Origin of the sequence: Burkholderia sp. MSMB1078WGS (genome assembly GCF_001528895.1) — a bacterium.
Taxonomy (GTDB): domain Bacteria; phylum Pseudomonadota; class Gammaproteobacteria; order Burkholderiales; family Burkholderiaceae; genus Burkholderia.
In genome coordinates this window covers 55,615-70,845 of record NZ_LPDI01000091.1, presented here as the reverse complement: position 1 = coordinate 70,845, position 15,231 = coordinate 55,615, and the positions used below count along the sequence as shown (strand labels likewise).

General features: G+C 65.2%; 6 protein-coding genes. 5 read left to right on the top strand and 1 reads right to left on the bottom strand.

Annotated elements, in window-relative coordinates; translation table 11 throughout:
• Window positions 1-2 precede the first annotated feature (2 nt).
• From WT24_RS22795 to WT24_RS22780, 4 genes are all read left to right on the top strand, one after another.
• On the top strand, window positions 3-7,646 hold the full coding sequence (locus tag WT24_RS22795) for a type I polyketide synthase (RefSeq protein ID WP_060035928.1): 7,644 nt from the start codon (window positions 3-5) through the stop codon (window positions 7,644-7,646).
• The gene (locus tag WT24_RS22790; RefSeq protein WP_060035927.1) at window positions 7,643-8,560 is read left to right on the top strand and encodes a UDP-3-O-acyl N-acetylglycosamine deacetylase; all 918 of its coding nucleotides are present in this window, start codon (window positions 7,643-7,645) and stop codon (window positions 8,558-8,560) included. Before WT24_RS22795 ends, WT24_RS22790 begins: the two co-directional genes overlap by 4 nt.
• A 64-nt stretch (window positions 8,561-8,624) precedes the next feature.
• Window positions 8,625-9,962, top strand: coding sequence for an aminotransferase class I/II-fold pyridoxal phosphate-dependent enzyme (locus WT24_RS22785; RefSeq protein ID WP_060035926.1), 1,338 nt, complete (start codon window positions 8,625-8,627; stop codon window positions 9,960-9,962).
• 20 nt (window positions 9,963-9,982) lie between these two features.
• Window positions 9,983-10,705: a GNAT family N-acetyltransferase gene (locus tag WT24_RS22780; RefSeq protein ID WP_082742268.1), complete on the top strand. Its 723-nt coding sequence runs from the start codon at window positions 9,983-9,985 to the stop codon at window positions 10,703-10,705.
• 45 nt (window positions 10,706-10,750) lie between these two features.
• On the opposite strand, the gene WT24_RS22775 is transcribed toward WT24_RS22780, so the two are convergent.
• Window positions 10,751-12,364 carry a hypothetical protein gene (locus tag WT24_RS22775; protein ID WP_060035945.1) on the bottom strand — a complete coding sequence of 538 codons (1,614 nt, stop codon included), beginning with the start codon at window positions 12,362-12,364 and terminating at the stop codon, window positions 10,751-10,753.
• A 326-nt stretch (window positions 12,365-12,690) separates the two neighbouring features.
• On the opposite strand from WT24_RS22775, the gene WT24_RS22770 reads away from it, so the two are divergent.
• Window positions 12,691-14,700: a sulfotransferase family 2 domain-containing protein gene (locus WT24_RS22770; protein WP_060035925.1), complete on the top strand. Its 2,010-nt coding sequence runs from the start codon at window positions 12,691-12,693 to the stop codon at window positions 14,698-14,700.
• The last annotated feature ends 531 nt before the right edge of the window (window positions 14,701-15,231 follow it).

Sequence of the window (15,231 nt, the reverse complement as noted above, 5' to 3'; positions counted from 1 at the left end):
AGATGAATAGTAAGATTGCAATAATTGGGGCGGCTTGTCGGTTTCCCGGGGGCGCAAACAATCTTGGCGACTTCTGGCAACTGCTGCGCGACGAACGCGACGCAGTAACCGAAATCCCCGCCGACCGCTTCGGCACCGATTTCTACCAGCACCCGTCCAAACGCGAACCGGGCAAGAGCTACACGTTCGCGGCCGGCGTGCTCGACAACGTCGCCGGCTTCGACGCCGCGTTCTTCGGCATTTCTCCGCGCGAAGCGGCCCAGATGGACCCTCAGCAGCGCCTGCTGCTCGAACTCGCATGGGAAGCGTTCGAGGACGCCGGCGTGCGCCCGGCCGACATGCGCGGCAGCAACTGCGGCGTCTTCGTCGGCGCGGCCAGCATGGATTACGGCAACCGCAACATGGACGATCTGAACGTGATCGATCCGTATTCGGCGACCGGCAATACGCTGAGCATCGCGTCGAACCGCGTGTCCTATCTGTTCGACCTGCACGGCCCGAGCATGACGGTCGACACCGCCTGCTCGTCGTCGCTCGTCGCCCTCCATCAGGCCGTCAAGGCGCTGCAGTCCGGCGAAGCCGACGTGGCTCTCGCGGGCGGCGTCAACCTGCTGTTGCACCCGTTCGGCTTCGTCAGCTTCTCCAAGGCGTCGATGCTGTCGCCGCGCGGCCGTTGCCGCGCATTCGACGCGACCGGCGACGGCTATGTGCGCTCGGAAGGCGGTGCGGTCGTGCTGCTCAAGCCGCTCGATCGCGCGCTGGCGGACGGCGACACGATCCATGCGGTGATCGCCGGCTCCGGCGTGAATTCGGTCGGCCACTCGCCGGGCGGGATCAGCGTGCCGGGCGCGGCCGCGCAGGCAGCGCTGCTGCGCGGCGTGTATGCACGCGCCGGCATCGATCCGCAGTCGCTCGCTTATCTCGAGGCGCACGGCACCGGTACGGCAGTGGGCGATCCGATCGAAGCACGCGCGCTGATCGACGTCGTGTCAGGCGAGCGCCCGGCGGACCGTCCGCTGCTGATCGGTTCGGTGAAGACCAACATCGGCCACCTCGAAACGGCATCCGGCATGGCCGGCCTGCTGAAGGCCGTGCTGTGCCTGAAGCATCGCGCGGTGCCGCGCTCGCTGCACTTCGTCACGCCCAATCCCGGGATCGATTTCGACGGCGGGCGTCTGCGTGTCGTCGATCGCTACATGCCGCTCGACGCGGGCGGCGCGCCGCTGACGATCGGCGTCAACTCGTTCGGTTTCGGCGGAACGAACGCCCACGTCGTGCTGACCGAGGCGCCGGTCGTAAACGACGTATCGACGGCAGCGCCCGCGCCGAATCAAGCGCAACCGTCGCCGCTCGTGCTGACTGCGCGCAGCGCGAATGCGCTCGCGGCGCTCGCAGGCCGCTATCTGGCCATGCTCGACAACGGCGCCGACTGGCAGGCGCTTGCCGGCGCGGCCGCGCGTCGACGTCAATGGTTCGAACATCGCGCGATCGTCGCGCCCGCCGCCGTGCCGGAAGGCCGTGCGGCGCTTGCGGCGCTCGCGCAGCCGGCGCAGGAAGGGCTGCCGGCCTGCGTCGCAACCGGCCAGGCGCCCGCCGACGCGTTGCGCACCGCGCTCGTGTTCTCGGGCAACGGTTGCCAGTGGGTCGGGATGGGCAACGAACTCTATGCGGAGAACGCGGCTTTCCGTGCGGCGCTCGACGAAGTCGACGCGCTGTGGTGCGAGGACGGCAGCCCGTCGCTTGTCGACGTGATGCGCGGCGGCCCGAGCGCGGAATGGCTGGCCGGCGCGGGCGCCGAATGGCTCGCCGCGACGGAGAACGCGCAGCCGCTGCTGTTCGCGATCCAGGTCGGGATGATTCGCGTGATCGACGCACGCGGCATGCGTTACGACGCGGCGATCGGCCACAGCGTCGGTGAAATTGCCGCGGCGTGGGTGACGGGCGCGCTGTCGCTCGCCGACGCGGTGCGCGTGATCAAGATCCGCAGTCGCGCGCAGGCGATGACGCGCGGCAGCGGCCGGATGGCAGCCGTCGGCATCGGCGAGGCGGCGGCGCGCGAGCTGATCGCGCGCCACGGGCTGGCGCGCCGGGTCGAGGTGGCCGGCATCAACAGCCCCGATGCGGTCACGCTCGCAGGCGAACTGCAGAGCTTGCAGGCGCTGGAAGCGGCGCTGCGCGGCAGCGGCAAGTTCTTCCAGATGCTCGATCTCGACTATGCGTTCCACAGCAGCCACATGGATCGCATCGAGCCGGTGGTGCTGGCCGAACTGGCCGGCGTGCGGCCGCGACCGGGCAACGGCGCGTTCGTGTCGACGGTGACCGGCGGCTCGTTGGCCGGCAACGAACTGGATGCGCGCTACTGGTGGCGCAACATCCGCGAGCCGGTGCGCTTCGGCGACGGCATCGCGCACTTGATCGAGCAGGGCGTCCGGCTGTTCATCGAAGTCTCGCCGCATTCGATCCTGCGCACCTACGTGAAGCAGGCGATGACGGCCGCCGGCGTGACAGGCGTGGCGCTGCCGACGCTCAAGCGCGATCACGGCAGCGCGGCGACGCTGCGGCAAGCGATTCTCGCGGCGATCGCGCACGGCGCGAGCGTCGATCCCGACCGCTTCGCGCCCGGCGCATCGCGTGCGGCATTGCCGTCCTATCCGTGGCAGCGCGACCGCTTCTGGCTCACGCCGACCGTCGAAGGCTACGGTCTCGTCGATCGCCGCCGCGAGCATCCGCTGCTCGGCTATCGCCTGCACGAACACGCATTCGGCTGGGAAAACCAGCTCGATCCGGCGAAGCTGCCGATGCTGGCCGATCACGTCGTCGACGGCGGCGTGGCGTTCCCGGGCGCCGGCTACGTGGAAATGGCGCTCGCCGCGGCGCGGACCTTCTTCGATACGCCGGATGCGGCGCTCGAAAACGTCGAGATCCGCACGCCGGTCGTGTTCCAGCCGCAGCAGGCGAAGTTGTTTCGGCTCGTGATCGAGCCCCGCACCGCGACGTTCACGATCGAGACGCGCGACCGGATGTCCGACGGCGCATGGGCGCTGAACGTGACGGGGCGGATGCTCGAAAGCGGCAACGCGCTCGGCGCCGCGAGCAGCGTGCCGGCCGAGACGCTCGAGCGCCTGCTCGCGCTGCCGGCCGTCGACGGCGACACGCTGTATGCGAATACCGCGGCGATCGGCCTCGGCTACGGGCCGGCGTTCCGCTGGGTCCGCACCGTGCGGGTTGCCGCGGCCGAGGACGCCGCGCTGGCCGACGTCGCCGCGCCGGCCGCGTGCGGCGATGCGCGGGCGCTGTCCGCCTATCTGCTGCATCCGGCGCTGATGGACAGCGGGTTTCATCCGCTGTTCGCGCTGCTTGCCGCGCAGGCGCGCGACGGCGAGCATCCGGCTTACGTGCCGGTGCAGATCGGCCGGGTCGACTACCTGCGCGGCGACACGGTCGCCCGCGTGCTCGCGCGGATCGACCGGCGCAGCCCGCATTCGATCGTCGCGCATTTCGAATTCCTCGACGCGCACGGCGCGATCGTGGCGCGGCTCGGCGCATGCCGGTTCCGGCGCGTGGACCTCGTCGGTCGCCGCCAGAACCTGCCTTCGCGTTTCGTCTACCGCCTCGAAGAGATGCCGCTGCCGAACGACGTCGACGCGGCCGCGTTGCCGGCGCCCGACGCGCTGCTCGCGCAAGCCGTCGCGCGCGTCGATGCCGCCGGCCTCGACGGCCACCGGACGCAGCATTTGACTGAAATCCTGCCGCTGCTCGACGTGCTGGCAAGCCTGTACGTGCTCCGCGCGTTCGATGCGCTCGGCGTGTTCGCCGGCACGTGGCAGCCTGCTCCGGAGCGGGCGGCGTTCGCTGCACGCCTGGCCGACATGCTCGTCGAGGATGGTCTTGCCGCTCGTGACGGCGCGCGCCTGGTACGCGACGATGCGGCGTGCGCGGCGCTGCCGCCGCTCGACGATCTGTGGCGCGGGCTGCTGGCCGAATCGCCGGGGCACGTGGCCGAGCTGACGTTGCTCGCCCATTGCGGCGCGGCGCTGCCCGACGTGCTCAACGGTGCGAAGGACGATGCTCGCTGGTTGTCGCCGACCGGGCACAGTCTGGTCGAGCAACTGCTTGCCGCATCGCCGACCTGGCAGCACGTGCATGCGCTGCTGACGGCCGGCGTCGAGCAGGCGGTCGACGCGTGGCAGCCGACGCGCCGGCTGCGCGTGCTCGAACTGGGCGCGACGGATGGCGACGTGCTGCAGACGCTCGGCATGCATCTCGCCGCCGCGCGCTGCGATCACACGATCGCCGCGACGGCCGGACAATTGGCCGGATTCGATACGGATGCGCAAGCGACGGTGCGCACGGTGGCGTTGCAGCCGGGCGAACGCTTGTCGCTGTCCGCCGACGATGCCGGGCCTTATGACCTGATCGTCGCGAACCGCGCGCTGAGCGGCCGTCACGATCCGGCCGATGCACTGAATGCGATGCGGTCGTGGCTGGCGCCGGGCGGCTTGCTGCTGCTGTCGGAGTTGCGTCGCGGCCGCTTCTCCGACATCGTGTTCGCCCCGCAGGCGGCGACGACGGAGGCCGATGCGTCCGCGCCGCTGGCGCCGGCCGATCTCGAAGCGGCGCTGGCGCGCGCGGGCTATGTCGACGTCGTGCGGCATGTCGAGCAGGGGCTCGATCTGGATGGCACGCCGACGTTCGTCATCGCGCGCAACCCGGCCAGTACTGCTGCCCCGCAACACGGCAGCGACGCGAGGGATCTCGAGGGGCTCGCCCGCAGCGAACAATGGCTTGTGATGCACGCCCCGGACGCGGCCGGCGGTTTCGGCGGGCGACTGGCCGATGCGCTCGCGCACGCGGGCTATCCGGCCGATATCGTCGACGTCACGCATGCGGCCGACGCGATCGCGTCGTTGCCGGCCGGGCAGCCGGCGCATGTCGTGTTCTGCGCGCCGGAGACGCCGCTCGCCGATACGACGACGGGAGACGGCCTGATGGCCGCGCTGCGTCACGGCGTGATCGCGCTGGCAGCACTCGTGCGCGCGCTCGGCGCGCAGCCGAACGCGGCCACGCGACTGACCGTCGTCACGCGCGGCGGCGCGCCGTTCGCCGGGGTCGCGCATGCGCACCCGGAACAGGCGACGCTGTGGGGCCTCGGTCGCGTGCTGGCGAACGAGCATCCCGAACTCGCGTGCCGGCTGATCGACGTCGATCGCACGGCGGAAGGGATTCCCGATGCGCTGATTCGCGAGCTGACCGGCGCGGCGGTCGAGGAAGAAGTCGTGCTGAGCGCACACGGGCGGCTGGTGCCGCGCATGCTGACGGCCGCGCAGGCCGCGGCGCGCAGCGCGGGCGCGATGGCGCGCGCGTCGGTGCTCGGGTTCGACGCACCGGGTTCGTTGCGCAATCTCGAATGGTTCGCGTTGCCGGAACGCGCGCTGCGCGACGACGAGGTGGAAATCGAGCCGGTTGCCACCGGCCTGAATTTCCGCGACGTGATGTATGCGATGGGGCTCCTGTCCGACGAAGCGGTCGAGACCGGCTTCGCGGGCGCGACGATCGGCATGGAACTGTCTGGCCGCGTCGTCCGGGTGGGCCGCGCGGTGACGGAATTCGCGCCGGGCGACGCGGTGCTCGGCTTCGCGCCGGCATCGTTCGCGACGCGCGTGAGGACACGCGCGCAGGCCATCGCGCCGAAGCCCGAACGCCTGTCGTTCGAGGAAGCGGCGACGGTGCCGACCACGTTCTTCACCGCGTACTACGCACTGGTCGAACTCGCACGGCTGCGCCGCGGCGAGCGCGTGCTCGTGCACGGCGGCGCGGGTGGCGTAGGGATCGCCGCGATTCAGCTCGCGCGCCACTTCGGCGCGGAAGTGTTCGCGACGGCCGGCAGCGACGAGAAACGCGAGTTCGTGCGTCTGCTCGGCGCCGATCACGTGCTCGATTCGCGCAGCCTGGCCTTCGCGGACGAGATTCGCGCGATGACGGGCGGCGAGGGCATCGACATCGTGCTGAATTCGCTCGCCGGCGAGGCGATGGTGCGCAGCATCGATACGTTGCGTCCGTTCGGCCGTTTCCTCGAACTCGGCAAGCGCGATTTCTACGAAAACAGCCATATCGGCCTGCGGCCGTTCCGCAACAACATCAGCTATTTCGGCATCGACGCCGATCAGTTGATGGGCGCGTTGCCGGAGCTGACCGCACGGCTGTTCGGTGAAGTGATGGCGCTGTTCACGGAAGGCGTGCTGCATCCGCTGCCGTATCGCGCGTTTCCTGCCGAGCGGGCCGAGGATGCGTTCCGCTACATGCAGCAGGCGCGCCAGATCGGCAAGGTGCTCGTGACCTATCCGTCCGGTACGCCCGCGCCGACGCGCGGCGTCGCGCGGGCGGAGGCGCTCGCGCTCGATCCGCATGGCGCATACCTGGTGGTCGGCGGCACGGGCGGCCTGGGCTTCGCGAGCGCGCGCTGGATGATCGAGCGCGGCGCACGCCGGCTGACGCTGGCGAGCCGCTCCGGCGAACTCGCTGCGCCGGCGCTCGACGAGGTCGCGCGCTGGCACGATACGCTCGGCGTCACCGTCGACGTCGTGTCGTGCGACGTGACCGATGCGGCGGCGGTCGACGCGATGATTGCCGCGATCGTCCGGCGCGGCCTTCCGCTGAAGGGCGTGCTGCATTCCGCGATGTCGATCGACGACGGCCTCGTGCGCAATCTCGACGATGCGCGGATGGCCGCGGTGCTCGCGCCGAAGGTGGCCGGCGCATGGAACCTGCATCGCGCGACGCGCGGGCTGCCGCTCGACCTGTTCGTCGTCTATTCGTCGGCGACGACCTATCTCGGCAATCCGGGGCAATCGAACTACGTCGCGGCCAACACCTTCCTCGAGGCGCTGGTCGAACATCGCCGTGCAGCGGGCTTGCCCGGCACGTTCATGGCCTGGGGGCCGCTCGAGGACGTCGGCTTCCTCGCACGCCACGCCGATACGCGCGAAGCGTTGCAGTCGCGGATCGGCGGCGCGTCGATCACGTCCGACGAAGCGATGGCCGCGCTCGAGCGCGTGCTGACCGCGGGCGCGGCCGGCGAAGCGGTGGTGCGGCTCGACTGGCACGCGGTCGCACGCGGGATGCCGGCCGCGAAGGCGCGCCGGTATGCGCTGCTGCAATCGCAGGCGAAGGGCGGCGATGCGCGCGATGGCGGCACGCAGCTGCGCGAAGAGGTGCTCGCGCTGCCGCGCGACGAAGCGATCGCGCTGGTCGCGCGGACGCTGCAGGCGCAGATCGCGCGGATTCTGCACATGACGCCCGATCGCATCGCGCTCGACAAGTCGGTGCTCGATATGGGCATGGATTCGCTGATGGGGATGGAGCTCGGCCTCGCGGTCGAGGAAGCATTCGAGGTCAAGCTGTCGGTGATGGCGATCGCCGAAGGCGCGTCGGTGACGACGCTGGCCGCGCGCATCGTCGATTCGATCGGCGCGTCGGCCGATACCGGCGCCGATGCCGTGGCGGCGACCGATGCCGCTCAAGAGGCCGTCGCGGCGCTCGCCGCGAAGCATGCGATCGAAGGCGAAGCGCGCGCGATGCTCGATACGCGGCCGGCGTCGGTTGTCGGCGAGGCGTCGCCGCCGCCGTCGCTCGAGGTGGCCCGGTGAGCGCGCCGACCGGCTGGGCGACGCGGCAGGGCACGCTGGCGCGCCCGCTGACGATCGACGGGCACGGGTTGCACACGGGCCGCCGGGTCGCCGTGCGGATTCTGCCCGCGCGTCCGGAAGACGGCGTGACGGGTATCGTGTTCCGTCGGGTCGAGCACGGGCGCACGGTTGCGACGTTGCCCGTCGATCCCGCGCTGCGCCGTGCGCAGCCGCTCTGCACGATGCTGCGCAATGCCGACGGCATCGGCGTGCGCACGGTCGAGCACCTGCTTGCATCGCTGCTCGCATGCGAGATCGATCATGCGATCGTCGAGCTCGATGCGGAAGAGGTGCCGATTCTCGACGGCAGCGCAACGCCATGGGTGGATGCGATCCGCGCGTGTGGCCGCGTCACGCTCGATGCGCCGAAGCGCTTCATCCGCGTATTGCGGCCGGTCGTCGTCACGGACGGCGATGGCGACCAGCGGCGCGAAATGCGGCTCGAGCCGGCGCCGCGCTACGAACTGAGCGTACGCAACGACCTGCGCGGCTTCGGCGACATGCATTGGGACGGCACGCTGACGCCGGCCGCATTCGCGACCGACATCGCGCCGTCGCGCTCGTACGGGCGCGTGAAGTGGGCCGTGCCGGCGATCGTCGCCGGCTATCTACGCGGCGTGCCGATCCTGCGCGGCGCGCGGCCGTCGTGCACCGCGTCGATCGTCGGCAATCGCGTGCTGGGCGGGATGCGGCTGCCGGAGGAGTTCGTCCGGCATCGCGTGCTCGACCTGATCGGCGATCTCGCGCTGGCCGGTGCGCCGCTGCTCGCGCGCGTGAGCGCGCTGCGGCCGAGCCACGAGATGAATTTCCGGCTGGTCGATGCGTTGCTGGCTACGCCCGATGCGTGGCAGTGGGCCGACTTTTCCGACGCGTGACACCACGCCTTTTAAAAATACGCGGCGTAACATAGCGTCTTTTCGAGATACAGCGAAGGAAGCAATGGCACTGGGAGAGCATCTTCGCCAGCAACTGGCGGCGAAAGCGCTGAAACGGCAACTGGAGCGCGCGACCGACGCCGCGGCGGCGCCAGGCGTGCCGGGCACGCCGGCGGCGCCGGGCACGCCGGCGGCGCAGGCCACGTCGGCGCGCAGCCGCTTCGAATCGATGCCGCAGTATCAGCAGGTCCGGATCATGCGCGAGATGGGCGAGAAGCTGCGGGTCGACTCGCCGTTTTTCCGCGTGCACGACGGCGTCGCCGGAGCGACCACGCAGATCGGCGGCCGCGAATACCTGAACTTCGCGAATTACAACTATCTGGGCCTGGCCGGCGATCCGGCGGTGTCCGCGCGCGCGAAAGCCGCGATCGACCGCTATGGCACGTCGGCCTCGGCGAGCCGGATGGTCGCGGGCGAGCGGCCGGTGCAGCGCGAGCTCGAGCGGGCGCTGGCTGCGTTCTACGAGACCGACGACTGCGTCGCGTTCGTGAGCGGCCATGCGACCAACGTGACCGTGATCGGCGCGCTGTTCGGCCCGGGCGACCTGGTGGTCCACGACGCGCTCGCGCACAACAGCATCGTGCAGGGTGCGCAGTTGAGCGGCGCGAAGCGGCTGAGTTTCGCGCACAACGACTGGCAGGCGCTCGACGAACTGCTGTCGCGGGTGCGCCGCGAATACCGGCACGTGCTGATCGCGATCGAGGGGCTGTACAGCATGGACGGCGATTTCCCCGACCTGCAGCGCTTCGTCGACGTGAAGACGCGCCACGGGGCATTCCTGCTGGTCGACGAGGCGCATTCGCTGGGCGTGCTCGGCGCGACCGGCAAGGGCATCCGCGAGCATGGCGGCGTCGCGCCCGACCAGGTCGACATGTGGATGGGCACGATGAGCAAGACGCTGGCCGGTTGCGGCGGTTTCATCGCCGGCTGCCAGCCGCTCGTTGACATGCTGCGCCATCTGGCGCCGGGTTTCCTGTACAGCGTGGGGCTCGCGCCGACACTCGCCGCAGCGTCGCTGGCCGCGCTCGAACGCTTGCAGGCCGAGCCGGAGCGCGTCGTGCAACTGCAGGCGCGGGGGCGGCAGTTCCTGACCGAGGCGCGTGCCGCCGGGTTGAATACGGGCACGAGCGCCGGGTATGCGGTCGTGCCGGTGATCACGGGCAGCTCGCTGAAGGCCGCCCAGTGGGCGAACGCGATGTTCGACGAAGGGATCAACGTGCAGCCGATCTTCTATCCGGCCGTCGAGGAAAAGGCCGCGCGGCTGCGCTTTTTCATCTGTTCGACGCATGAGCCGGAGCAGATCAGTCGGGCGGTTGTGATACTTGCTCGTCTTGCACGTTGACTACATCGAAGCCAGCTCGAATGTGCGACAAACCTGAACGGGTGAGAAATGGACCGGTATCTGACGTGTTGGGCTACCGTGCAGCCGACGCGACCGATGCTCATACATGCGCGCCGCTTGTGCTTGCATCGGGAGCTCGTGAGTTTGCGTTCTTCCTCGGTGAGTCGTCTAGCCAATGCATCGCCTTCCTTGCATTCGCGTTTGCATCAAGACATGGGCGTTTCTCTTGGCGACGCCATCGTGTGGCGGTTTCCGAGGACGGCATCGTGCGCGCGGTCCTTGCCGTGCATGATGGAAGGAGTGTGATGTGGGACGACATGCACGTTGCCTGGATGTTGATCCGTTTTTTCGGCTTCGTACGTGCCGTCCGGATGTTGTTGCGTGGGTTGGTGCTAGAAAGTGAGCTGCCTTCTCCGACGCGCAAACAAATATTGATTGCGCACTGTGCCGTAGAGGAGGCGTGGCGTGGACAGGGCGTCTTCAGCGCGCTGTTTGACGACGCAATGCAAGCGGACCCGTTACGTAACAGGCTGGGGCGAGAAATCGTGCTCGATGTGCTGGTGAGCAACGTGCGCGCTCGTGCGCTGTACGAGCGCCTCGGATTTGCCGAGACGCGGAAGTATCGGCGCCGATCGGCTCGTCTTCCCCTGGAACTGGTATCGACACGGATGCGGTTCGACGCCAAGGAGTGCCAGAAATTCTCTAGTCGTTCTTGCATTGAGTCGGCATGCAGTGGCCCGTGATCAGTGGGTAGAAATTGCGGTGGAATTCAGCCTGAGGAGCGACGGCTATTTCAGGTTCCAGCAAGCTCCGTTGAAGTATGCGTCCACTGGCACGTTTGTCTGCGTAGTGACCGAGTTGCAAAGGTTGCCACCCGTCGCGAAGCTGATAGGACCATGAGACGGAATGAGCTTCAGCGTGCGGCCATTCCACATTGGCCGGATATTGCTGATGGTCGTTTGCCCCGTCAGCAGCGCGACGGATGCAGTACGTACATCGATCGTTGCTGCGCTTTCGACAGTAGTAGGCGAGGTGTCGATGCCGAGATTCGACGCCACGATACTGTTCCCAGACGGTGCGCCCGAGATCGGGGTTTTCGAACCACTAAAGTCATTGCCGCTGATAACGGCACTTGCATTGTTGCCTGCGAGTAACAAGCCATACTCGGGGGCTGTAGTGAAGAGTCCACCGCATGCTCCGCCCAGCTCCGAGTTTCTCACCGCGAAGGCACCGACATTTGGTCCATATACGATATTGGCCGCAGGGCGACCGCTCCGGCCGTTACCGCAGAAGCGACTCGCGTCGAACGTCACAAACGTTCCCGCACGAATGTTCGCGCCGTTTGATGCGCCGTTATAGTTGCGCAGCCCGTTGAAATGAATCTCCGATACGAGGCCTTTTGCCGTGTTGTCGACGACTATGTTGTCTGATTGAGCGGAGGCGGTCCAGCAGGCGGTGCATTCGAGTCCTTCAACACGTGCCGTTGCGGCAGTCGTATCGATTGCTAACGCATGAATCGCGTTGGTGTCCCCGACGTACGTATTGCTGAAGCTTGCCCACGCAACCGATTGTAGATGTCCTGGAATGATCTGAGTACCGATCCTGGCGAACAGCATGTCGGACTCGGAAACAAGCAGTCCTCCTGCATCAAGGACTTGCATCGCTACGTCACCTGGATCGGTGCGATCGGCAATGACGGTTGTGTGCGTGATGCGAGCGTCTACGGTGTTGCCATGAGTTGTTTGTGCACCAATTCGAATGCCGATGCTGCCCGCTCCCTTGGTCCCATTGACGATGGTTTGGTCGACGAGTGCTTGGTTGCCATTTAGGTCGATACCGATGAATGGTCCTTGGATATAGACGCCGGCGATCACCGGAGCGACGACGTTTTTGACTGCGATGGCGACACCTTTCGTATTGGGCCCGGCCGCCGCAGCATTAATATAGAGATCGCGTACCGTGGAGCCATTGCCGTCAAGCGAGATCAGAGGATTCAGATTTAGTGCGCCTGCGGCGAGACTGGCACGCTGCCCACGCGATCCGGCAAGCGTTACGTTGCTCGGGACGCTAACAGTACCGGAGATCATGCAGCGTGCGCTCGATAACGGTAGATTGACGACCGACGGCGCAACGGTTGCAGCATACGCGAGGGCGCGATTGAGAGCATTGGTATCGTCGACCGTTCCGTTGCATAGCATCCCGAAATCCGCACCGTTGATGGTGTCGGCCAGCTTGACCGAGAGCGCACGCGGTATGCTTCCTCTACCTTTCTGCTGGAACTGGAGCGTTTCGCCAAGTTCGCGCTGCATCGGAGGAGGGGCGCTGGATGGCCTGGGCTGCGCTGTTGCGTTGGCGAGCGGAAGAGCGACAGACACCAGAATGGCGAAAACGGTTTGCCTCACATAAATCTCCTGTGGCACTGGCTTCCTCCCATCTGTCACCAAGCACTGGATTCCAAAGTTCACATGATAGGACAGTATTTCAGTGCTTGGTCGTCTGAGGGGGAGGGCAATTCAATTACGGGCGAGTGCCAATGCGGGTGTCGATGGGGGTATCCGTGTGCCGAAAATGTAGCGTGATCTGCACGGCTGCTGAATTTCTTATATCAGGACGTGCGCGGGGCGTGTTATCGCGCGAAACAACTGGACGGAGTGTCGAATTCTGTCAAAATTTCGGCTGATCGAGAATGAATGCTCGTGGCGATATAACAAGAGATAGGAGTTGCGCAATGCAGTATCAACGACAAGTTTTTTCCGGTCGCGTCATTTTTGATCATTTACCAAAGACTGCTGGGCAAGCAGTGAATGTGTGGCTCAAAGAGAATTTAGGTGCTGGCTGCGTTACCCCGAACCTGATCGGACGCCATCGCGATTTGATTCGCCGATACGGGGGCGAGTATTCCGTGATCTCCGCACATGTCGATTTTCAGGGAAGTGATCTCGATCCGCGCTACCACTACATGACCTGTTTGCGCGAGCCGATCGATCGAGCGATTTCTTGGCTGTTTTTTCTTGTGAAGAATCACGACTCGGCTGAGTTGCCGGGGTTATGGGAGCAAGCTGAGCGCTTCGTCGCTTTGGCGGGCGCTCCTGGCCCCGATCTCCTGAATGTTGTGGAAGAATCCTTCGATCAGGACTTTCTCAAGAATATTCGTAACCCATACGTGGAGCACTTCGCTGGCATATTGCCTGGAGCGGAGCGATCGGACCGGCAGAAGATCGACGCGGCACTTGCCGGCATTACTCGGTATGATGTGTGGGGCTTGTACGAATCGCTGCCGGATTTTCTGTCGGACGTCGCGGCGTTGATTGAAATTCCTGTCCCGGCGCATCTACAGCGAGTGAATACGACACGTACGAGGCCGCAAGTCGGCGAGATCTCGTCATCGTTGCGTACATGCCTTGAAGCATTGAACAGACTCGACTTGGAGTTTTATCACCTGCTGCGCGAGCGGTGGGCAAGCGAACGTGCCGCGCGCACGGTCCCCTCCGTTTTGGTGACTCCCCGCTGGCAGCCATACGAACCCGTTGCACACCGTGCACATTCTGCGCCGGAGTTCTCATTGATCTCCGCAGCCGTTGACGGTGATGGCACATGTAGCTATGGGCAATTTCTGCGTTTCAATATTGTCTTTTCGATCAATACTGCCGTTGATCAGTTGGGTATCGGTGTTCACCTGTCGGACGAGGACGGACGTTGGGCGTTTGGTACGAGCAACGCGCTATTGGATCGCCCTCTCGTGGAAATCGCCCCAGGTATGTATAGCTTGCGGTATTACTTGGTGGCGAATTTGCCAGAAGGACAATATGCTGCCGGATTCGAATTTTCTTGCAGCCGGGACAACCGGATTGATGAACTCGCGTGCTACGAAAGACTCGTGCCGTTTCGTGTCGTGGTGGTGCGTGACACGCCAAGCGTAGGCTACATGAGTATTCCCGCAGATTTCTCTTGTGAGCGAATAGGCGATGCAGTGTCTGCCAATCTTGAAGATACGCGTGGTCATCTTGCGACCGACGCTGTATTAGGACGCTTGGTTGCCGGCGAATCATTTGAGCTTCCAGTAACACTGGAGAACGCGTCGTCGCAAACCTGGGTGAGTACAACCTTTCATCCAATCTGTCTTTCGTATCGCTGGCTGGACTCGAGCGGGGGCGTGATTGCAACCAGCGCGGAGAATATTCCGTTGCCTATTAACTTCGTCGCACCGAGGCAAGTTCTGCCGCTTTCCATGCATGTCGTTGCACCCAGTGTTAGCGGACGGTTCAAGCTTGTTCTGACGCTGTCCAGAGATGGCGAAAAATGGCCAGAGGAGCACGGATTCCAGCCACTGACGCTCATGCTCGAAGTCGAGGATCCTGACGGACCGAGGTTGTATCGCGGCGCAGATATCCGTTTATGCACGCACGTTGGGCGGCGCGGTCGCGGTGCGATGTCGAGTGTCGGCCAGGAGGGGTATCTGCTATTTGGTCCGTATGCGTCGTTGTCCCAGGGGCGATATGTCGTCAGTCTCGAAGGTCGCTCCGCACTTATTGATAGCGCTTGGATAGATGTGAGCTGGGGGCGTGGAGGATACGTGCTAATGCGGCACGAAGTTATCCCGGGTGAGAGGGACGGAGAGATCGCGGCGTTCGGGTTTGAGCTTGTAACGCCAATCACTGATCTTGAGATACGCGTATGGGTACCATCGAGTGCCGACATGCGTGTAGACACCCTTCGAATTGTGCCAATCAGCGCTTGATATGCCGGACGGCAGTTGTGCAGGTCTTGTCGTTTGTTTATCGCGTGGCATGGTGCGCTAGCGCATACATGCTGCGTGAGTTGCCCCTGTAGTTCAGGACACTTGGGCGCCGTTAGATAGATGACGCTGCGTGCCTGAACTTGCGAGGCGAGCGGCATTCCATGGCTTTGTGCGGACAAACGCAGTGACCGAACGCGAGAGCGCTGTTGGCGCGTCCGGCTTGTCCATATAGGTGACGTAGGTTTGGGGGGGGGATTTTGATGGGTTCCACGTAATGGCTAAGCTTACTGATAGGCACAAGACTATCCGCTATTTTAGGAGAGTCCTTGTGTGTTATCAGATACGTGGGGCCGTTCCACTGCGTAAGAAAGCGGTTATGCCGAGGTGATGTGTCATTGAGGTAATGTCGGTCGCTCTCACCTGTCTGCCGAAATGCTCAATTTCGAAACGTGCTGGCTAAGGTGATGCACGCCGCCTTCGACTGGAAATCAGCAATAAAGCAGTTTGCTCTCCTGTTCGGCGAGCGATTTA

Bases quoted from the DNA above. Each gene is read 5' to 3' on its own strand.
- WT24_RS22785 (WP_060035926.1), top strand. From the start codon at position 8,625: ATGGCACTGGGAGAGCATCTTCGCCAGCAACTGGCGGCGAAAGCGCTG.
- WT24_RS22795 (WP_060035928.1), top strand. From the start codon at position 3: ATGAATAGTAAGATTGCAATAATTGGGGCGGCTTGTCGGTTTCCCGGG.
- WT24_RS22780 (WP_082742268.1), top strand. From the start codon at position 9,983: ATGTGCGACAAACCTGAACGGGTGAGAAATGGACCGGTATCTGACGTG.
- WT24_RS22770 (WP_060035925.1), top strand. From the start codon at position 12,691: ATGCAGTATCAACGACAAGTTTTTTCCGGTCGCGTCATTTTTGATCAT.